20 protein-coding genes are annotated in these 19,953 nt (G+C 63.0%); 2 read left to right on the forward strand and 18 right to left on the reverse strand.

The window, feature by feature from the left end; all coding sequences use genetic code 11:
• Positions 1–28: 28 nt before the first annotated feature.
• From hpaC to L085_RS01210, 11 genes are all read right to left on the reverse strand, one after another.
• Positions 29–544 (reverse strand): 4-hydroxyphenylacetate 3-monooxygenase, reductase component, encoded by a 516-nt coding sequence (gene hpaC / locus L085_RS01160; RefSeq protein WP_004933156.1) that lies wholly within the window; start codon positions 542–544, stop codon positions 29–31.
• A 16-nt stretch (positions 545–560) separates the two neighbouring features.
• On the reverse strand, positions 561–2,123 hold the full coding sequence (gene hpaB / locus L085_RS01165) for a 4-hydroxyphenylacetate 3-monooxygenase, oxygenase component (RefSeq protein ID WP_004933158.1): 1,563 nt from the start codon (positions 2,121–2,123) through the stop codon (positions 561–563).
• Positions 2,124–2,301: 178 nt separating this feature from the next.
• A complete protein-coding gene (gene hpaA / locus L085_RS01170) occupies positions 2,302–3,198 on the reverse strand; it encodes a 4-hydroxyphenylacetate catabolism regulatory protein HpaA (protein WP_004933161.1) in 897 nt (298 codons plus the stop codon).
• A gap of 34 nt (positions 3,199–3,232) precedes the next feature.
• Positions 3,233–4,603 (reverse strand): 4-hydroxyphenylacetate permease, encoded by a 1,371-nt coding sequence (hpaX, locus tag L085_RS01175; protein WP_044029746.1) that lies wholly within the window; start codon positions 4,601–4,603, stop codon positions 3,233–3,235.
• Positions 4,604–4,606: 3 nt separating this feature from the next.
• On the reverse strand, positions 4,607–5,401 hold the full coding sequence (gene hpaI / locus L085_RS01180) for a 4-hydroxy-2-oxoheptanedioate aldolase (RefSeq protein WP_033631724.1): 795 nt from the start codon (positions 5,399–5,401) through the stop codon (positions 4,607–4,609).
• 76 nt (positions 5,402–5,477) lie between these two features.
• Positions 5,478–6,281 carry a 2-oxo-hept-4-ene-1,7-dioate hydratase gene (gene hpaH / locus L085_RS01185; protein ID WP_015376538.1) on the reverse strand — a complete coding sequence of 268 codons (804 nt, stop codon included), beginning with the start codon at positions 6,279–6,281 and terminating at the stop codon, positions 5,478–5,480.
• Positions 6,282–6,295: 14 nt separating this feature from the next.
• Positions 6,296–6,682 (reverse strand): 5-carboxymethyl-2-hydroxymuconate Delta-isomerase, encoded by a 387-nt coding sequence (locus L085_RS01190; RefSeq protein WP_004933172.1) that lies wholly within the window; start codon positions 6,680–6,682, stop codon positions 6,296–6,298.
• A 9-nt stretch (positions 6,683–6,691) separates the two neighbouring features.
• Positions 6,692–7,549: a 3,4-dihydroxyphenylacetate 2,3-dioxygenase gene (hpaD, locus tag L085_RS01195; RefSeq protein ID WP_044029747.1), complete on the reverse strand. Its 858-nt coding sequence runs from the start codon at positions 7,547–7,549 to the stop codon at positions 6,692–6,694.
• A gap of 50 nt (positions 7,550–7,599) precedes the next feature.
• Positions 7,600–9,054 (reverse strand): 5-carboxymethyl-2-hydroxymuconate semialdehyde dehydrogenase, encoded by a 1,455-nt coding sequence (hpaE, locus tag L085_RS01200; RefSeq protein WP_015376536.1) that lies wholly within the window; start codon positions 9,052–9,054, stop codon positions 7,600–7,602.
• The gene (locus L085_RS01205) at positions 9,051–9,815 is read right to left on the reverse strand and encodes a fumarylacetoacetate hydrolase family protein (RefSeq protein ID WP_044029748.1); all 765 of its coding nucleotides are present in this window, start codon (positions 9,813–9,815) and stop codon (positions 9,051–9,053) included. Before L085_RS01205 ends, hpaE begins: the two co-directional genes overlap by 4 nt.
• The gene (locus tag L085_RS01210) at positions 9,812–10,444 is read right to left on the reverse strand and encodes a fumarylacetoacetate hydrolase family protein (protein WP_044029749.1); all 633 of its coding nucleotides are present in this window, start codon (positions 10,442–10,444) and stop codon (positions 9,812–9,814) included. Before L085_RS01210 ends, L085_RS01205 begins: the two co-directional genes overlap by 4 nt.
• A gap of 326 nt (positions 10,445–10,770) precedes the next feature.
• On the opposite strand from L085_RS01210, the gene hpaR reads away from it, so the two are divergent.
• Positions 10,771–11,223 (forward strand): homoprotocatechuate degradation operon regulator HpaR, encoded by a 453-nt coding sequence (hpaR, locus tag L085_RS01215; protein WP_004933183.1) that lies wholly within the window; start codon positions 10,771–10,773, stop codon positions 11,221–11,223.
• A 104-nt stretch (positions 11,224–11,327) separates the two neighbouring features.
• Here the strand turns inward: hpaR and L085_RS01220 are convergent, their stop codons facing one another.
• From L085_RS01220 to L085_RS01250, 7 genes are all read right to left on the reverse strand, one after another.
• The gene (locus tag L085_RS01220) at positions 11,328–12,119 is read right to left on the reverse strand and encodes an SDR family oxidoreductase (RefSeq protein WP_044029750.1); all 792 of its coding nucleotides are present in this window, start codon (positions 12,117–12,119) and stop codon (positions 11,328–11,330) included.
• 4 nt (positions 12,120–12,123) lie between these two features.
• Positions 12,124–12,921: a molybdenum cofactor biosynthesis F family protein gene (locus L085_RS01225; protein ID WP_044029751.1), complete on the reverse strand. Its 798-nt coding sequence runs from the start codon at positions 12,919–12,921 to the stop codon at positions 12,124–12,126.
• 11 nt (positions 12,922–12,932) lie between these two features.
• Positions 12,933–13,715, reverse strand: coding sequence for an SDR family oxidoreductase (locus L085_RS01230; protein ID WP_015376525.1), 783 nt, complete (start codon positions 13,713–13,715; stop codon positions 12,933–12,935).
• Positions 13,708–14,298: a DUF3156 family protein gene (locus L085_RS01235; RefSeq protein ID WP_044029752.1), complete on the reverse strand. Its 591-nt coding sequence runs from the start codon at positions 14,296–14,298 to the stop codon at positions 13,708–13,710. The genes L085_RS01230 and L085_RS01235 overlap by 8 nt, the downstream gene beginning before the upstream one ends.
• Positions 14,273–15,766, reverse strand: coding sequence for an APC family permease (locus L085_RS01240; RefSeq protein ID WP_015376523.1), 1,494 nt, complete (start codon positions 15,764–15,766; stop codon positions 14,273–14,275). Before L085_RS01240 ends, L085_RS01235 begins: the two co-directional genes overlap by 26 nt.
• A gap of 129 nt (positions 15,767–15,895) precedes the next feature.
• The gene (locus L085_RS01245) at positions 15,896–17,080 is read right to left on the reverse strand and encodes an anaerobic sulfatase maturase (RefSeq protein WP_044029753.1); all 1,185 of its coding nucleotides are present in this window, start codon (positions 17,078–17,080) and stop codon (positions 15,896–15,898) included.
• Complete coding sequence (locus L085_RS01250) at positions 17,077–18,789, reverse strand: arylsulfatase (RefSeq protein WP_044029755.1); 1,713 nt, start codon at positions 18,787–18,789, stop codon at positions 17,077–17,079. Before L085_RS01250 ends, L085_RS01245 begins: the two co-directional genes overlap by 4 nt.
• A gap of 482 nt (positions 18,790–19,271) precedes the next feature.
• Between L085_RS01250 and L085_RS01255 the strand changes: the two genes are divergently transcribed.
• Positions 19,272–19,919 (forward strand): LuxR family transcriptional regulator, encoded by a 648-nt coding sequence (locus L085_RS01255; RefSeq protein ID WP_004933198.1) that lies wholly within the window; start codon positions 19,272–19,274, stop codon positions 19,917–19,919.
• Positions 19,920–19,953 lie beyond the last annotated feature (34 nt).

A 19,953-nucleotide genomic window follows, 5' to 3' on the forward strand; every position in this document is an offset into this window, starting at 1 on the left:
GGGGCGCAGCCAACTGCGCCCCCACGCCTCAGGCCGGCACCGCCATCTGGTGGATCACCGAATGGAAGTTGCGCTTGAAATAGATCAGGCCGTTGCCGGCTTCACTCAGCGCGATCTGCTTGATCTGCACCAGGTACATCTGGTGGGTGCCGATGCTCTGGATCTGCTCGATCTCCCCTTCCAGGCTGGCCAGGGTATTGCGCAATACAGGCTGCCCCAACGCGCCAAGCTGCCACTCTTCCAGCCGGAAACGATCTTCCATGCTGACGCCGGTCATGCCGGCGAAGTGGCGCGCCATCAGCTCCTGCTCGTGGTTAAGCACGTTGACGCACAGCCTGCGGTTTTCCTGAAATACCGGGTTCATCGCGCTGTTGCGGTTGATGCACACCAGCAGCGTCGGCGGCGTATCGGTCACCGAGCACACCGCCGTGGCGGTGATGCCGCAGCGCCCCGCCGGGCCGTCGGTGGTGACGATATTCACCGCCGCCGACAGGCTGGCCATCGCGTCGCGAAAGCGCAGCCGCTGTTCATTTTCCTGAGACATACAACCTCCTCCTGAATTACTTCAGCAGATTATCCAACTGATTAATATCGTCATTGTTCCGCAGGTGCGGCACCTTCCAGCCGTGCTGATCGTAATCGGCCAGGCACTTGTCGACCATCTGCATCATGCGATCCATGTTGCCGGATCCCTGCGCGTGGCGCAGGCACTGCAGGCGGATCTCATCCTGGCTGCCGGCGTAATTGATCTCATACAGCTCGTGACGGCCGCCGAATTCGCTGCCGATCGCATCCCACATCAGCTTGAGGATCTTGATGCGTTCGACGTGATCCATGCCGTCCGATCCGCGCACGTAGCGCGCCAGGTACTTGTCGATCTCCGGATTGTTCATGTCACGCACGCTGGACGGCAGGTAGATCAGGCCGCTGGTGACGTTCTTCTCGATGATGTGTTTCACCTTGGTGTAGGCCATCGGCGCCATCACCCGGTAGGTCTGCAGCGCGGCGGAATCCGGCAGGTAGGCACCGTTTTCCCATTGAGTGGCTTCGGCGCACATCGCGTCGCTCAGCGACCAGAACAGGTTGCGCCAGGCCACCACTTCGCCCAGATCGGCCTGCACGCCGCGGAACTCCAGCACGCCGGTACACGAGAGGCTCTTTTGCAGCAGCGCGGTGATGAAGTCCATCTTCACCGCCAGGCGCACGCAGGCCTGCAGCGGGAACAGCCGGGCGAAACCGCCCTGGGTGCTCCAGCGGCGACAGCGGTCGAAATCGCGGTAGATCAGCACGTTTTCCCACGGGATCAGCACATGATCCATGATCAGGATTGCGTCGTTCTCGTCGAAGCGGCTGGTGAGCGGGTAGTCGAACGGCGAACCGGTGGCGCCGGCCACCAGCTCGTAGGAGGCGCGCGAAATCAGCTTCACCCCTTCGGCGTCCATCGGCGCCACGAACATCAGCGCGAAGTCCGGATTATCGCCCATCACCTGCGCCGAACCGAAACCGATGAAGTTGTAGTGGGTCAACGCCGAGTTGGTGGCCACCACTTTGGCGCCGCTGACGATGATGCCGGCGTCGGTTTCTTTCTCCACCTGAATGTAGACGTCCTTCACCTCGTTGACCGGCTTATGACGATCGATCGGCGGATTGACGATGGCGTGGTTGAAATAGAGCCCGGTTTCCTGAATGCGTTTGTACCAGTGGCGCGCGTTGTCGGCGAACTGGCCGTAGAACTCCGGATAAGCGCCCAGCGCGCAGCCGAAGGCCGCCTTATAATCCGGCGTGCGCCCCATCCAGCCATAGCTTTGGCGCGACCAGTCGGCGATGGCGTCGCGCTGCTGGCGCATCTCTTCCGGGCTGCGGGCATAGCGGAAGAATTTGTGGGTGTAGCCGCCGTTGCCGGTGTCGGTATTCCAGCACAGGCGATCCTGGCTGGCCGGATCGTGCAGCGCGTCGTACAGCTGGCCGACAGACGCCGCCGCATTGCGGAACGCCGGGTGGGTGGTGACGTCTTTCACGCGCTCGCCGTAAATGTAAATTTCACGGCTGTCCTGCAAACTTTTCAGGTATTCGGCGCCGGTGAACGGGCGTTTACTGTCGGCACGAAAGTCTTCTGGTTTCATCGGGTCTTCCTCGTCATCGGCATTTTTCAGGCCGTGGAGTCGGCCATTTGTTAAAATAATGTTTTCTTTTGGTTGCTTAATTGAAGCTGCCAAAGCCGGTTTCGAGAAGAGACTTTTGCGGCAATCGCCGGTACTTTTCAGGTCAGTTTGCCGCTTTCGCGGCAAACTGTGATCGCGGTTACGAAAGGGCGTGCTGCGCCGCGCGGTAGGTCGAGGGGGAACAGCCTTCCAGCCGATTGAAAAACCGGGCGAAATAGGCCGGATCCTTGAAGCCGAGGCTGTAGGCGGTTTCATGCACCGTGCAGGCGCTGAACAGCAGCATGCGCTTGGCCTCGCGCAGCAATCGATCGAAGATCAGCCGCTTGGGTGGCCGGTTGGCGAAGCGCCGACACAGGTCGTTGAGCCGCGATTCGGTCACGCCCAACGCCTGCGCATACTCCGGCACCGGCAGATGCTCGCGGAAACGCTCGTCCACCATCTTGTTGAAGCGTTGAAACAGCTGCAGTTCGCCACGCACGCCGCTGTTGGCGCTGTCTTCCAGCGCGGTATTGCGCAACAGCAACGTGAACACCGCCTGCGCCAGCAGCGCCAGCGTCTGTTCGCGCCCGGCCAGGTTCTGCGCGAACTCGCGGCGGATCAGCGCCCAATAGTGGCTGAGCGCCGTCAGCTCCTGCGGCGCGTCGGCCAGCGACAGGCAGATGCCCGGCATGTCGAGCGCCAGGTTGCTGCCGGGGTACAGGCGCTCCAGCAGCGGCCAAATCAACTCCTGACGCACCGTCAGCACGTGGCCGTCGCTGTCCGGTTCGGTGAAGAACGCATGCGGCACCGACGGCGGCGTGAGGATGAACAGCGGCGCCTGCACCGAATAGTGCTGATCGTCGAGCTGCAGCTCTATCTTGCCGGTCTCCAGAAAATGCACCTGGAAGAAGCAGTCGTGCCAGTGCACCTGCATGTCGCGGCCAAAGAATGCCGCCAGCCCGGCGAAGGTTTCGTAGTGCACCTCGTCGGCGGCGTAGCGCGCGTCATACTCTTTGCAAATATCGATGTTGGCGATAAAACCGGTACTTTTCCGCACCTCATTACCTCCTGCAATCCTGCCTGTCTGCGTATCAAGGCGTCGCTCTCGGGCGCGAATCCTTCATCGGGATGCGCCACACCAGCACGGCGCCGACGATCAACAGCGCCGAGACGAAATACAGCCCGGAGTTGAAGCTGCCGGTCAGATCCTTGAACCAGCCGATCAGCAGCGGGCTGAGCGCCGATCCGATGTTGCCGGTGGCGTTGATCACGGCGATCCCCACCGCTCGCGCTTCCAGGCTGATCGACTGATCCGGCGTGGTCCAGAAGATCGCCATGGCGGTAAAGGAACCGACCGACGCCATCACGATCCCCAGCAGTTGGATCAGGCTGTGATCGGTGGCGGACGCCAGCAGCCAGCCGGCGGCGGCGAACAGGTACGGCAGCGCGGTGTGATGCTTGCGCTCCTGCAGCCGGTCGGATCGTTTGCTCCACCACACCATGCCGGCGATGGTGCAGATCTGCGGGATCGCCGCCAGAATGCCGATCGTCACGTTGCTGCTGGCCTGGTTGAAGCTCTGCAGGATCTGCGGCGTCCAGATATTGATCGCGCTCAGGGTGTTGGTCAGGCAGAAATAGGCCAGCGTATACATCAACACAATCGGCGTGAAAATCTCGCGCCACAGGCTGCGCTGCTGCAGCGCGCGGTGGCTGCTCGGCCCGTTGGGCTGCACCAGCTGCAGCTTGTCGGCCTCCATCATCGCCTTCAGGCTGGCTTTTTCCTCGTCGGTCAGCCACTTGGCCTTAGCCGGCGTGTCGTCGAGGTAGAACCACACCACCACGCCCAGCAGCACCGACGGAATGCCTTCCAGCAGGAACAGCCACTGCCAGCCCTTCAGGTTCATCACCCCGTCCAGCGCCAGAATATAGCCGGAGACCAGCGAGCCGATCGCCATGGTCACCGGCATGGCGATCATGAACAAGGCGTTGGCGCGGGCGCGGTAGAACGCCGGGAACCAGTAGGTGAGGTACACCAGAATGCCCGGCAGAAAGCCGGCCTCGGTGATGCCGACGATCATGCGCAGCACGTACAGGCTGGTGGGTCCGGTGGCGAACATGGTGCAGGTGGAGGCGACGCCCCACAGCACCATGATGGTGGCGATCCAGCGCCGCGCGCCGACCCGGCTCAGCATCATGTTGCTGGGAATGCCGAAGATCACGTAGGTGACATAGAACAACGTCGCCGCCAGCCCGAACATGGTCGAGCTGAGGCCGAGATCTTTGCCCATCGTCAGCCCGGCGAAGCCGATGTTGATGCGATCGAGGAAAGAGAAAACAAACAACACGAACAGGAAAATAATCAGGCGCCGAAACAACTTTTTAATCACCGATTGCTCGGCGGCGGTTAACGCTTTATGTTGCTGCGCCGGGTTGGCCGGCGGCAGCGAATCGACGTGGTTCATGGTTCAGTAGACTCCCGATGAAGGCGCTTGCGCCCCGCCCTGTTTGAACTCGTCCGCCAGGGCTTCCGCCGCCCGCGCCAGCAGGGTGGTATCCACCCCTACCGCGACGAACAGCGCGCCGGCTTCCAGATAGCGCTGCGCCAGCGCCTTGTTGGCCATCAGAATGCCCGGCGCCTTGCCGGCGGCGCGGATGCGCGCGATGGCGTCGTCGATGGTGCGCTGTACCTCCGGATGCTGCGGATTGCCGGCGAAGCCCATGTCGGCGCTGAGATCCGCCGGGCCGATGAACACGCCGTCCACCCCTTCCACCTGCAGAATGGCGTCGAGGTTTTTCACCGCCTCGCGGGTTTCAATCTGCACCAGCACGCACATCTGCTCGTCGGCCTGCTGCAGGTAATCGGGCACCCGGTTCCAGCGCGAAGCGCGCGCCAGGGCGCTGCCAACGCCGCGCACGCCGTGCGGCGGATAGCGCGTGGCGCGCACCGCGTCGCGCGCCTGTTCGGCGTTCTGAATCATCGGGATCAATAAGGTTTGCGCGCCGACATCCAGCAACTGCTTGATGATCACCGCGTCGTTCCACGGCGGCCGCACCACCGGCTGGCTCGGGTAAGGGGCGACCGCCTGCAGCTGCCCCAGCACCGTCTGCACGTTGTTGGGCGCATGTTCGCCGTCGATCAACAGCCAGTCGAAACCGGCGCCGGCCAACAGTTCGGCGCTGTAGCTGCTGCACAGCCCGAGCCACAGCCCGATCTGCGGGCGTTTTTCCTGCAGCGCTCGCTTGAAGTGGTTGGTTAACATCGTATTCTCCCTGACAAGCGGGCGCGGCGCTTGGCCCCCGCCCGGTTATTGCGGCCCGGTTCGCCGAGCCTGCTTATTAGACGAAGCGGCAGCTGATGCAGCCCATCGGGCCATAATCGACGTGGAAAGTATCGCCGCGCCGCGCCGGCACCGGCCGGGTGAAGGAACCGCCGAGGATCACCTGCCCCGCCTCCAGCTCCACCTCATACGGCGCCAGCTTGTTGGCCAGCCAGGCCACGCCGTTGGCCGGGTGGTTGAGCACCGCCGCCGCCACGCCGGACTCTTCAATCACGCCGTTGCGGTACAGCAGCGCGGAGATCCAGCGCAGATCCAGCGCATCCGGCTTGATCGGCCGCCCGCCCATCACCACCCCGGCGTTGGCGGCGTTGTCGGAGATGGTGTCGAACACCTTGCGCGGCCGCTGCGTCTCGGGATCGACGTTGTGGCTGCGCGCATCGATGATCTCCAGCGCCGGAATGACGTAGTCGGTGGCGTTGTAGACGTCGAACAGCGTGCAGTTCGGCCCGCGCAGCGGCTTGGCCAGCACAAACGCCAGCTCCACTTCCACCCGCGGCACGATAAAGCGATCGATCGGAATGTCGCTGCCGTCGTTGAAGAACATGTCGTCCAGCAGCGCGCCATAATCCGGCTCGGTGATCTGCGAGCTCACCTGCATGGCGCGCGAGGTCAGGCCGATCTTGTGGCCTTTGAGCGTGCGCCCCTCGGCGATCTTCAGATCTACCCACTGCCGCTGAATGGCATAGGCGTCTTCAATGGTGATCTCGGGATGATCGAGCGACAGCGCGCGGATCTGCTCACGGCTCTTTTCCGCCTGATGCAGACGCTGCACGGCGCGGTTAACCTGCTCTTTATCCAGCATTTACGCCCCCTTATTCACGCCTTGTTGAACAGCGCGTGGACATTGTTCTGTTTGTAATTCAGCACCGGATCCAGCTCTTCCATGGTGAAAGAGAGCGCCAGGTAACGCTGCGCCATCAGCGCGGCGAAGTGTTCCTTGATCAGCGCAAACAGCATCTCACCCACCTGCTGACGGCTTTCCAGACTGCGGCCGTGGCCGATCTTCAACGTCATGTGCACGAAGGCGTAATCCTGCTTGCCGTCGGCCATCTGCCAGGTATCGAGCCAGATAGCCCGGCTGCGCACGCCGGCCAGCGGGAAGATGCCGGTCGCCGCCAGCGCCTCGTTGACCTTGGCGAACAGGGTGGGCAAATCCGCCTCGCGGCGGATATTGTCGGTACATTCAGCGTAAAAATGGGGCATTCACACACCTCAGGCTTCAGCGGGCAAAGGGAACACGGCGTTGACCTGCCCGGTGCCGGAACTGGCGAACAGCGGGGTGATGAACTCCACCTTGCCGTCGTACTTGTCCCAGCCGAGCAGGCCCAGCAGCATCACGGTGTCGTGCATGTTGCCTTCGCCGTAGCAATAATCGGCATACTCCGGCAGCATTTCGCAGAACTCGCGTAAGCGCCCCTCTTCCCAGAGCTTGACCACCCGTTCGTCCATTTGCTGGTCGAACTGACGGGTATAGCTGTTCATGCCCTCTTCGGCGCGCTGATCGTCGATAAAACGGTGCGACAGCGAGCCGCTGGCCAACACCGCCACGGTGCCGTCGTATTTCTCGATGGCGCTTTTGAGCGCCTCGCCCAGCCGGCGGCTGTCGGCGAAGTCATGCACGGTGCAAAACGCCGAGATCGACACCACCTTGAAATGCTTGTCGGCATTCATGTAACGCATCGGCACCAGCGTGCCGTATTCCAGCTTCAGGCTCGGGATGTCGTGCGCCTTGGCGCGTACGCCCCGCTTGCAGGCCTCATCGGCGATCAGCTGGCCCAGCGCCGGGTTGCCGTCGTAGTCGTAAGTCATGTCGCGGATGAAATGCGGCAGCTCGTTGCTGGTGTACACGCCGGAGAAATGCGCGCTGCAGTTGATGTGATAGGCGCTGTTCACCAGCCAGTGGGTGTCGAACACCACGATGGTGTCGACGCCCATCTCGCGGCAACGCGCGCCGATCTCTTTATGGCCGTCGATGGCCGCCTGCCGGCAGCCAAAGTTTTTCCCAGGGATTTCCGACAGATACATCGATGGCACATGTGTAATCTTGGCGGCTAACGCTAACTTACCCATAAGTCCTCACATGAAACAAAAATGATTCCGTGAACGATGCCGAGGCCTGATTAAACGCCCCAGCGTGGGATCGGGTGATCACCCATGGAAATGCACACGTTCTTCATCTCGGCGAACACTTCGAAGCTGTATTCGCCGCCTTCGCGGCCGGTGCCGGAGGCTTTCACGCCGCCGAACGGTTGGCGCAGATCGCGCACGTTTTGGGTGTTGACGAAAACCATGCCCGCTTCGATGCCGCGGGCCAGGCGCAGAACCTTGCTCACATCCTGCGTCCAGATGTACGACGCCAGGCCGTACTCCACGTCGTTGGCCATGCGCAGGCCGTCTTCTTCTGATTTGAACGGCAGCAGGCAGGCCACCGGCCCGAAGATCTCCTCCTGCGCCACGCGCATCCGGTTGTCGACATCCGCCAGCACCGTCGGGCGCAGGAAGTTGCCGTGGCTCAAGCCGGCCGGTTTATCCGGGCCACCGGCCAACAGGGTCGCCCCTTCCTCCACCCCGAGGCGGATATAGCCGGAGACTTTTTCCCAGTGCTGCGGGCTTATCAACGCGCCCACCTGGGTGTTGGGATCTTGCGGATCGCCGACGCGCAGACGGTTGGCGCGCTCGGCGAAACGTTTGACGAATTCCGGGTAGATGCTCTCCTGAATGAAGATGCGCGAACCGGCGGTGCAGCGTTCGCCGTTGATCGAGAAGATGGTGAACAGCGCGGCGTCGAGCGCCCGCTCGATGTCGGCGTCTTCAAAGATCAACACCGGCGACTTGCCGCCGAGCTCCATGGAGAATTTCTTCAGCCCGGCGCTTTCGATGATGCGGCGGCCGGTGGCGGTGCCGCCGGTGAACGAAACCGCGCGCACGTCTTTATGGCGCACCAGCGCGTCGCCGGCGGTGGCGCCGTAACCCTGCACCACGTTCAGCACCCCGGCCGGAATGCCGGCCTCCAGCGCCAGCTCGCCCAGGCGATCGGCGCTCAGCGGCGACAGTTCGGACATTTTCAGCACCGCCGTGTTGCCCAGCGCCAGGCAAGGCGCGGTTTTCCAGGTGGCGGTCATGAACGGCACGTTCCACGGCGACACCAGCGCGCAGACCCCCACCGGCTGCACCAGCGTGTAGTTGAGCATCTTGTCGTCCACCGGGTAGGTCTTGCCGTTCATCTGCTGGCATACCTCGGCGAAGAATTCGAAGTTGTGCGAGGCGCGCGGGATCAGCACGTTTTTGGTCTGATGGATCGGCAGGCCGGTGTCGGCGGTTTCCATTTCGGCGATCTGCGGCACGTTCTGGTCGATCAGTTCACCCAAACGGCGCATCAGGCGCGCACGCTCTTTCATCGGCGTGTTAGCCCACTTGGGGAAAGCCTCTTTCGCGGCCGCCACCGCCTGGTCGATCTCCAGCTGGCCGCCGGAGGCCACTTCCGCCAGCACCTCGCCGTTCGCCGGGTTGGTGGTGGTGAAATACTCTTTGCTGGCGACGTTCTTGCCGTTGATCCAGTGGTTGATGGTTTTCATCGCAGGCTCTCCTCGTGATCTTTTTCACTGATAATGTGGTTAACCAAACGGCCGATGCCTTCGATCTCCACCACCACTTCGTCGCCCGGCCGCACGTCGGCCAGCCCTTTCGGCGTGCCGGTGGCGATCATGTCGCCCGGCTGCAGCGTCATGAATTCGCTCAGGTAGGCGATCAGGAACGGAATGTCGAAAATCATGTCGGCGGTACTGCCGCGCTGGCGCAGCTCGCCGTTGACGTAGGTGCTGAGCGCCAGCCGGTGCGGATCGGCGACGTCGTCGCGATCGACGATGTACGGCCCGATCGGCGTCAGGGTATCGCGGCTCTTCACCCGCAGATTCGGCCGGTAGTAGTTTTCCAGGTAGTCGCGGATGGCGTAGTCGTTGCACAGGGTGTAACCCGCCACATACTCCATGGCGTGCTCGCGGCTGACGTTGCGTGCGGTCTTGCCGATCACCGCCACCAGCTCGGCTTCGTAATGCATGTACTCCACGTCGGCCGGACGCACCGATACCTGACGATGGCCGGTCAGAGTGTTCGGCGCCTTGAGGAACACCAGCGGCTCTTCCGGTGCCTTGAATTCCAGCTCGCTGGCGTGGTCGGCATAGTTCAGCCCCAGGGCGAACACCGTGCCCTGCGCCGGCGGCAGCCATTCCACTTCGCGCTCCTGCAGCACCTCGCCGTTCGGCAACGTGACGCGCAGCTGGTCGTCCACCTGAACGTTGACGATCTGGCCATGATGGCGAATACGGGCATGTTTCATGATGCGGCTCCTGCCTGGGTGACGCGGTTGCTCAGAGTGGGCAGGCCGGCGGCGCGCACCGTCACCTCATCCCCCGGTTTGATCGCCACCCGCTGGTGCGGGGTGCCGATCAGCACCGCATCGCCCGGCTGCAGGGTGATGAAATCGCTGATGGCGGCGATCAGCTCCGGCACCGAGCGCACCAGATCGGCGGTGGACCAGCGATCCTGCTCCACGCCGTTGATCTCGGTGACGATCTCCAGCCGATCGGCATTCTCCAGTTGGCCCATCTCACCCAGCGGGCAGAAGCCGTCGCGGCATTTGGCCTTGATCGCCGGGCGATAGAAGCTGCTCTCCGGCAGGCTGACGTCGTTGGCCAACGCGTAACCGGCCAGATAACGGCTCACCTGCGCTGCCGGCACCTTGCGCGCGGTGTCGCCGATGATCACCGCCAGCGTGCCGCCGCTCTGCACGGTTTCACCGGCCGGAAACGGGATCGCCCCGCCGTTGGCGAGGTGGGTATTGCGCGGTTTGATAAACCACACCGGGGTTTTGGGCGGGGTCTGGTACGGCGGCTGGTGAAACGCCTGATCCCAGGCGTCCAGTTGGCTGCGGTGGTTCAGCGCAACGGAAAATACGGTGCCTTTCATGCGAACTCCTCCAATGGCAAAACATGACAACCGGCATTCATTAATATATTAATGATTACTTTTATACGCTGTGCAGCTTTTACGCAACGCGCTTGGAATGATTTGTGATCGTGATAACAAAATATTCACAAACAACAAACATTGGCGTGATTATTCAACGCATTAATCATTTTTATCGCCATTTTTCGCTGCGCTACGCATTTTTGCTTTATCCCTGCGGGTAACTTTGGCTACTATTAAGTTATTAACAAATCGGGCTTTGCGGGGCGGGCGCCCCCATGACGAGCGCCGTAACAGCGAACACCTTGATAGCTAAGGCCAAACTTATGCATGAATCGTTAACCATCGCCCTGCTGCAGGCGCGTGAAACCGCCATGGGGTTCTTCCGCCCGATCCTGAAAAGCCACAATCTCACCGAGCAGCAGTGGCGCATCATCCGCGTGCTGGCCAACAGCCGCTCGATCGAATTCCACGAACTGGCGGCGGAAACCTGTATCCTGCGCCCCAGCCTGACCGGCATTCTGTCGCGCATGGAGCGCGACAAACTGATCTTCCGCCTCAAGCCGGTCAACGATCAGCGCAAGCTGTACGTGTCGCTGACCCAGCAGGGTCAGGATCTGTATGAAGTGGCGCGCCACCAGGTGGAACAGGGCTACGCCGAGATTGAAGCCGCTTTCTCGCGGCAGAAAATGGACCAGCTGATGACGCTGCTGGACGAGCTGATCACCCTGGGCGACAGCCTGCCCGCCAACGTCACCGCGCATCCCGCCAAGCAGTGATTTAACCCACCGGAATTCTCACATTAATTGGCGTTGCAGCCAGGCGGCCAAGGCGTAAATCCCCAGTCGCTTACTCAAGTAAGCGACTGGGGTGCGTGGCTGCGTCAAGCAAGCGGAGCATTCGTTTCCGGCAACAGCGCGCCGCCGTCCACCACCAGCGTCTGGCCGGTGATATAGGCCGCTGCCGGCGAGGCGAGAAACACCATCGCCGCGGCGATGTCTTCCGGTTCACCCAGCCGCCCGAGCGGCACCGCGGCGGCGATCGCCTGATTCACCTGCGCGTCGCCCAGGTTGGCCATCGCCGGCGTGCGGATCATCCCCGGCTCCACGCCGTTGACGCGAATGTTCTCCGCCGCCAGCTCCAGCGCCGCCGCGCGAATAAACCCGTTCACCCCGGCCTTGGAAGCGGCGTAGTGCGCCAGCCCCGGGTAGGCCACCCGCGGGCCGGTCACCGACGAGGTCACCAGCAGGCTGCCGCCGCCGGAGCGGCGCATCCACGGCAGCGCCGCCTGCGCCAGAAAGAACGGCGCCATCAGATTGACGCTCAGCGTGCGTTGCAACAGGGCCGCGTCGATGGCGGCGAACGGCGTCAGCGGAAAGTAAGCGGCGTTGTGGATCACCACGTCCAGCCGTTGATGCCGCTCACCCACCATCGCCACCAACTCGGCGGCCTGCCCCGGTTCGGCCAGATCGCAGGCCAGCGCCTGCACTTTCCACCCTTCGCCCCGCAGCGTTTGCGCCGCCGCCTGCGCCTGCGGCAGCTGCACGTCCGCAATCGTCACCTCGGCGCCCAGCCGGGCAAAGGCGCTGACGATCGCCAGCCCAATGCCCTGCGCGCCGCCGGTCACCAGCACCGCCTGCCCCGCGAAGGCGTCGGCCGCATAGGTTGCGTTCATCGGCCTATCCTCGCGGGTGGCGCGTGGTGTTGAGCACCTGCGCGTGGGCGCCCACCGCAAAGTTGCTCAGCGCGCTGAAATCGCTGCCCTGATAACCGAGGATCTTGCCGTCGGTGCGCATGCCCTGCAGATCGATCATCACCACGCCCAGCGTCGGAATGATCTTCTCGCGCCAGACAAACAGATAAAGCTGCTCCGCCACCTTCACGTAGTGGCAGCGGTCGACGTCCGCCAGCCCTTTCTCCACCCCGTCCAGACACTGCCAGGCATAGAAGTTGTCGTTCAGGTAGATGTGCTCGTAACGTTCGGTCGGGCTGTAGGTGTACATGTTGCGCATGCCGATCAGCTCATCGGTAAAACCCGGCGGCGCCACGTCGGCGTCATCCAGCGTGCCGAAGCGGAATTCGGCCTCGACCGCGGTCAGCGGCAGCCCCTGTTCCACCCGGCTGAAGGCGTCGAGCCGCGCCTGCGCTTCGTCCGGCAGCTGGCCGTATACCGCGGTAAGGTTGCCCTGATTGCGGTCGCATACCAGCGTAATGCTGGCGTTGGCGCGGGCGGGATCGAGAAAATCGATGAACAGCACGCCGGGGCGAATGCTGGTGGCGCGATAGGCGACGCCGCGCCGCTCCCCCCACTCCAGCGTCTGCTCGTCGGTAAACCGACAGCGCTGCGTCGCGCCGTCGCTGAAACGCAGCGTCAGCGTGGTGCCCGCCAGGCCGTGCTGGCGTTCCAGCGTATTGCTGTGCGGCGCAAAGCCTTCCGCCAGCGCGCCAACCTGAATGAATACCGCTTCTGAACTCATGGAAATGCTCCTTACAGGGAAGTGAAAGCCAATGTCGGCACATCGACGATGGTGGAGCCGCCGTCGGCCACCAGCGCCGCGCCGGTAATGATTGAAGCCTCGCTGGAACAGAGGAAACGGCAGACGCGGGCGATCTCCTCGGCGCTGGCCGGCCGGCGCAGCGGCACGTCACGGCAGACCATCTGGTAGGCCTGCTCCAGCGAGATCTGATGGGCGTCCATCAGCAGCTGCATCTCTTCGTCCGCCATCGGCGTGGTCACCCAGCCGGGGCACACCGCGTTGGCGCGCACGCCCAGCGGGCCATAGTCGCGGGCGATGGAGCGCATCAGCCCGATCAGCGCGTGCTTGGCGGTGACATAACCGCAGACCTCCGGCCCGGCGGCCAGCGAGGCGATCGACGCGACGAACAGCAGATTGCCGCCGCTCTTGATCAGCTCCGGCAGGCAGGCGCGCGCGCTGGCGAAAGCGCTGTTGAGGTTGCTGTCCATCGCCCCTTGCCACTGCGCGTCGGTCATCTCGGTAATACGCTTGAAGCCCATGCCGCCGGCGCTGCCAATCAGGCAGTCGATGCGCCCGGCGTCGCGCAGAATGGCCGGCAGCAACGTGTGGGCCCAGCTCTCGCCGCTGGCGGCGTCACCCACCAGCGCCTGCGCGCCGATCTCATGCGCCAGCGCCGCCAGCGGTTCCGGGCGGCGGCCGATGATGAACACCCGATCGCCCTGCGCCGCCAGCAGACGGGCGCAGGCGGCGCCGACGCCGGTGCCGCCGCCGGTAATCACAACCACTCTATTCATGATTCAGCTTCTCCATCAGTTGGCCGATCATCAGCAGGCTGCTCAACAGCAGCCGCCGCTGTTCGGCGTCCAGCCGCAGATAGCGGCGGCCGGCCGGCAAACGGCTGACCACCTCCGACGCGGCGAAATGCTCGATATCCACCTGCCAGCGCCCGTCGTTCACCGTCAGCCGCACGCGGCGAAAATCCAGCTGCGCCAGCGTCTCGCCGATCTGCGGGTAGCGCTGCAGGCCTTCCAGCACCCGCTGCGCGGCCGCATGGCGCTGGCGCAACAGATAACGCACCCCGCGCCGCCGCAGCCAGCCGCCGGTCACCACATCCAGCGTCAGCGGGGGCTGCGCTGCGCATACTCCCTGCAGCCGAAAACGGTGGCTGACAATATGCGCCATAAACAGCCCCTGCACCTGTTCGCTGACCTCGATCTGCGGCCCCTGCGGCAGCGTCAGCCGCAGCAGGCCCGGCGCCAGGCGTTCGCACGCGTAGGGTTCCAGGTTACGCGCCAGACGATCCAGCGCGGCGCCCGGCCGATAGCCCGACGGCGCTCGCCGCCAGGCGCGATTAAGTGAGGGAAGTAAGCCGATCAAACTGCGCCTCCTCGTTTTCGCCCTTGGCGAACGCGTTCTCCAGCACCTGCTCGACCGGCACCGGCTTGAACGGATTCACTTTCTGCACGCACAGCGTCCAGAACAGCGCATAGGCGGCGGTCAGGCCGATCATCCAGCCGAAGGGAATGTAGACGTCGCGCGGGTTCATCCCCGGCGGCGTGATGTAGACGATGGCCAGCACGATGCCGACGCTGGAGACGATCTGCGGCAGCGGGAACCACGGCGATTTATAGGCGCGCGGCAGATCGGGGCGGCGCAGGCGCAGGATCACCACCGAGCAGGTCACCAGCAGGTAGGCCACGCCCCAGGCGCACACCGCCGCCAGCACCAGCGGAATGATCCTGTCGAGGTTGCCCTGAATGGCGAAGGCATGTACGCAGGGGATCAGGACCGCCACCAGAATGCCGACCACCGGCGTCTTAAAGCGCGGGTGCAGATAGGCGAACATGCGCGGCAGCGCGCCATCCAGCGCCATGCCGTACAGAATGCGCGGCACCGCCGCCATCAGCGTGTTGATGGTCGCCGCGCCCGCCAGCAGCAGGCCGACGCCCAGCCAGTATTTGCCGAACTGGCCCATCACCTGGCCGGCGAACGCCGGGATGGCCATCGGCGTTTCCAGCAGACGCGTGCCGCTGGCGGCGTCGATCACCACGTTTTCCACCTGGTGGCTGAGCGCCGCGCCGTACAGCGCCATGCACACCGCCACGCCGCACAGCCCGAGCGCCATCGCCCGCGGGATCACCCGATCGCAGCGTTTGATCTCCGGCGCCATCGGCGTCACCAGCTCACAGCCGACGAACATGAACATCGCCATGCCGATCAGGCTGAACACCGCGAAGGGATCGTTCAGATCGAGCGTGCTGCCGAACCAGCCCTCGAGCGGCACCGCATGCGGCGACAGCAGCCCGACGATGCCGAAAATCACCAGCGTGCTCCACATGGCGAAGGTCAGCACGATCTCCGCCTTGCCGAAGGCCTCGATGCCAAACGCATTGAGCAGGCCGAACACGACGACCAGCCCGACGCCGACCATCCAGGAGGCGTTGTGGCTTTCCATCAGGGTGTTGAGGTGCTCGAAGTTCACCAGCGCCATGATGCCGGAGAGAATGGTCTCGGCGGTGCCGGCGAAGATGTGCACGATCAGGTAGGCCGACAGCGCGCCGGTGATGGCGAAAAAGCGCCCCATGCCGCAGGAGATGTAGTCGTAAACCGAACCGGAAGTCGGCAGCAGCGCCGCCGCTTCGGAGAAAGTGGTGAGCTGCGCCTGCATCATGATGAAGGCGATCAGCATCGCCAGCGCGAAGGTGTCGCCGCCGATGCCGAAGCCGCTGGTGACCGTCAGGATCACCGGGCTGGCCATGATCACCCCGACCGAACTGGCCAGGGTGGTGGGAAAGCCGACCTTGCCTCGAGCCAGGTGGGCGTGCAACCGCGACGACAGGTTCATGGTTATTTCCTCTTATAGTTTTGGCCTGATGCATGCAGGTGCTTGCAGGTTTTTCACCGCCAGCGGCGGTCATCTCACTATAGAGAGGAAAGGAAAATGCTGACTATCGTCCTTAAGGACGAGACGCTTTCAACCTGCGGCCGCGCTCACGGCGGCGCGCCACTGCATCGCCCCCTGCGGGCTGCGCGGGTAGGCGCGCAGCGGCGCCAGCAGCGCGGAAAAGAAGGCGTAATAGCCGGCGCACAACCGGTTGTAGCGATCTTCGCCCACATGCGCCGGGCAGCCGCCCTGACAGACGCTTTTCACGCTGCAGCGTTGGCACTCGCGACGCAGGCTTTTGTTCTTGCCGAACGGCATCCCCGCCGCCTTTGCCGCCAGGGTGGCGAGCGGCGTGTGGCGATCGGCATGGCCGAGCAGGTGCTGCGCGTTGATAAGATGATCGCAGGCGTAGAGGCGACCGTCCGGCTCCATCACCAAATTGCCGCCGCAGCGTTCAGCGTGCACGCAGCTGGGGCTGACGTGAGTAAAATACTGCGCGTAGACCTGCTCGATGTTCATCACAAACACCTGGCCGACGTGCCCGCGGCTGCGCCAGCGGCGGTATACCGCCAGCATGAAGCGCCCCCAGTTGGCGGCGCTCAGCCCATAGCCGGCGGTGGGCGCATCCCCTTCCAGCATCAGCGGCTGAAACTGCAGATAGCGCGCGCCGATCGCCACCGCATGATCGTAGATCGCCTCGGCGCGGTCCGCGACGCCGTCGTGCACCACCATCAGCAGGTTGAAGTCGATCTGATGGCGCTGCAGCAGCGCAATGCCGCGCAGCGCGGCGTCATAGCTGGCGCCGCCGCGCTTGTCCGGCCGATGAGCGTCCTGCACCTCGCGATCGCCGTCCAGGCTGACGCCGATGATGAATTGATGCTGCCGGAACAGCCGGCACCAGGCATCGTTCAGCAGGGTACCGTTGGTCTGCAGGCTGTTGCTGATCCGCACGCCCGGCGGCGCAAAGCGGCGCTGCAACGCCAGCGCCCGCTTGTAAAAACCGATCCCCGCCAACAGCGGCTCTCCACCCTGCCAGACGAAATTGATCTCGCGGCTGTAGCGCGGCTGAGCGGCGATGTAGCCGCGGATAAACTCCGCCAGCAGGTCGTCGTCCATCTTGCGCGTCCGCGTTTGCTGGCGCTGCGGGTAGTAGCAGTAGCGGCAGCCCAGGTTGCAGCCGGCACCGATCGGTTTCACCAGCAGGTGAAAAGGCGCCGCCGCGCGCGGCTCGCTCTCTACCGGGATCTGCTGCGTGCGCAGCTGGGCCAGGTTCATGGCGCCGCCTGCGGCAACGGTTTGTGGGTTTGCGGATCCAGGCCAATGTAGTCGCCGGTGTTGGCGTCGACGCCGAGATAGTCGATCGCTGCACCTTTGGCTTCAATAACCATGCCCTGCTGCGCAAAGCGGCGATACGCCTCGCTCAGCCGTTTGACCCGCTCCGGGTCGGCGGCGGCCAGATCGCGCGTCTCCAGCGGATCGTCATGCAGGTTGAACAGCCCCCACGGCGCCATCTGCGCCATCGGCCCGGCCTTCACCAACCGCCGCAGCTTCCAGACTCCATCCACGTAGGCGGCCTGGTTATGCAGCTCCACGCCGTAGGTCGCGCGCGGCACGCCGTCGGCCTCGCCGCTGAAATAGCGCTTGAAGCTGACGCCGACCATCGGCAGCGTCGGTTTGGCCTTCAGCGGTTTGCTGGCGTCGATGCCGGCATAGTCATACAGCGTCGGCGCGATGTCATACACCGCCATCGGCGTGCGGTCGATACCGCCGCGGCCCTTCAACCCCGGCGCGGAGATGATGAAATCGGTATTGATACCGCCCTGCGCGCTGGTGGTTTTGTGGTAGTTGGCGTACGGCGCGTTGCTGACGTTGGCCCAGTGCGGCCCGTAGGAGATGAACGATCCCTTGCGGCCGAGGTTGGCGTAGCTGTTGTCGAACTGCCGCCAATACTCCGGCTTCGAGCCGTAGTAGAAGCCGCTGGCCGGGTTGGCGCCGTTGTCGGTGGCGAACACGATCACCGTATTTTGGTCGCGGCCGGTCTGCTTCAGGGTATTCAGCACCGCGCCGACCTGAACGTCCATGTAAGCGATCATCGCCGCGTACACCTGCATGGTCTTGGCTTCATATTTTTTCTGTTCCGGCGTCAGCGCGTTCCAGGCCTTATCCAGCGCCAGCGTCGGCATCGGCGTGCGATCGGAAATCAACCCCAGCGCCTTCAGGCGCTGAATGCGCTGCTGATAGGCCTGCTGATAGCCGGCGTCGTATTTGCCGTCGAATTTGGCGATCCAGTCATCCGGCGCCTGCAGCGGATCGTGCGGCGCGGTAAACGCCAGATAGGCGAAGACGGGTTTATTCTGCGGAGTATCACGGATCCACTGTTCCAGCTGGTCGGCATAGGCCTTGCTGGAATAGAAATCTTTGGGCAACGACACACGTTTGCCGTTCAGGGTGTAAAACGTGTGGAACGCCTCCACGGTGCCCAGCGGTTTCGCGTCGTCGAAATGGCTGGTGCCGCCGCCCATAAAGGCGAAGGCGCGCTCAAAGCCGCGATCGGTCGGTTTGGCGCCATCAACATAGCCCAGGTGCCATTTGCCCGCCATCATGGTGGCGTAACCCGCGTCGCGAAAACGCTCCGGCAACGTGGTCACGCGGTCGGTCAGGCGCATTTCATACCCCGGCTGCGCGGCGGTGCTCTCATACCACCACATGCCGCCCATGCCGGCCTGCTGATTGGTGTTGCCGGTCATCAACATCGAACGCGCCGGCGCCGACATCGGCGAGGTGTAGTACTGGCTCATGCGCACGCCCCGTTCGGCCAGCGCCTGAAGGTTGGGCGTCGGTATCTCGCCACCGAACGGGCTGATGTCGGAGTAGCCCATGTCGTCCACCAGAATGATCAGCACATTGGGGCGATCGGCGTCCGCCCCCTGAGCCAGGCCCGATAAGGCGCCGCTCAACGCCACCGCCAACGTTTTTTTCTGCATCGTCCGTCCCCTGTATGGTCATGCGGACTGAACAACCCGACGCCTCAGCCCGAGAAAGGTCATCATTTTTTCGTCTTATACGTTTGGCGCCGCCTGGCGCTATCTTCAATTCGCAGTGTAGAAAGCGGCGGAAAAGCCTGGCTATCGTTCTTAAGAACGAGGGACGGCGACGACAGCGGCGGCTGTAGCACGCGCGGGGCGGCGAAAGCTTCACCCGAGCAAGCATTGAAAAGCGCTGTAAATTCAGCGGGAAAAGCGGTGAATTATTTCATTAACCTATTAATGAAAATCGCGATAAATCCGAACGAAAAAGCCCTGATTAACGCAGTGTCATCTTGTTATTTATGTGTTTTATTGCAATCGGCCTCACGTTGTTAATATGTTTTTATTGTGTTGCCAAATTGCTACAACTATGCTTGTATCGTTCATATATTGACCGCCAACCTTCTCCAGATTGAACGATAAAGGGAGGAACACGAATCATGCACAGCACCGCATCCGATGCCTTTATCAACAGCTGTTTGGCGACCATTACGCACCTGATCCCGGTGTCTGCCGGGGTGTTTTATCTGGTCGATCGCGACCTGCGGCCGGATCACTACATCCTGCACGGCATGCCCGATAAAACGCATCAGCAGTATCTGAACCACTTCCAGCAGATAGATCCGCTGCAGCCGGCCAATTTCCATCGCCAGGACATCACCATGGTCGGCATGAGCCCGGCGGCGATCGCCGGCAACCGCCGCTATTACCACGACTTTATGCTGCCGAACGACATGCGCGACATGACGGAGATTTTTATTCGCCAGCGTAAGCGCATCGTTGCCGGGGTGTCGCTGATCCGCGATACGCCGTTTACCGAAGTGGAGCGCGGCCGCCTGCGCGCGGTACTGCCGCTGATCGAGCTGGCGACGCGCGATCTGCTGCCCGACAGCGAGGCGCAGCTGCTGACCGCCAAAGAGCAAGAGATCGTCAACATGGTGCGCGAAGGCGCCAGCAATAAGCGCATCGCCCTGAAGCTGGGCATATCGCTGTCTACGGTGAAAACCCATATGCGCAATATTTTCGCCAAAACCGACGTGGTGAACCGCACCGAACTGGTCGCCGGCGGTTTTCTCGCTCACGGTTAACGCCCGATAACGGCCGCCGCTGCCGGCGGCCGGA

The sequence above is a fragment of the Serratia sp. FS14 genome (assembly GCF_000695995.1).
GTDB lineage: Bacteria > Pseudomonadota > Gammaproteobacteria > Enterobacterales > Enterobacteriaceae > Serratia > Serratia nematodiphila.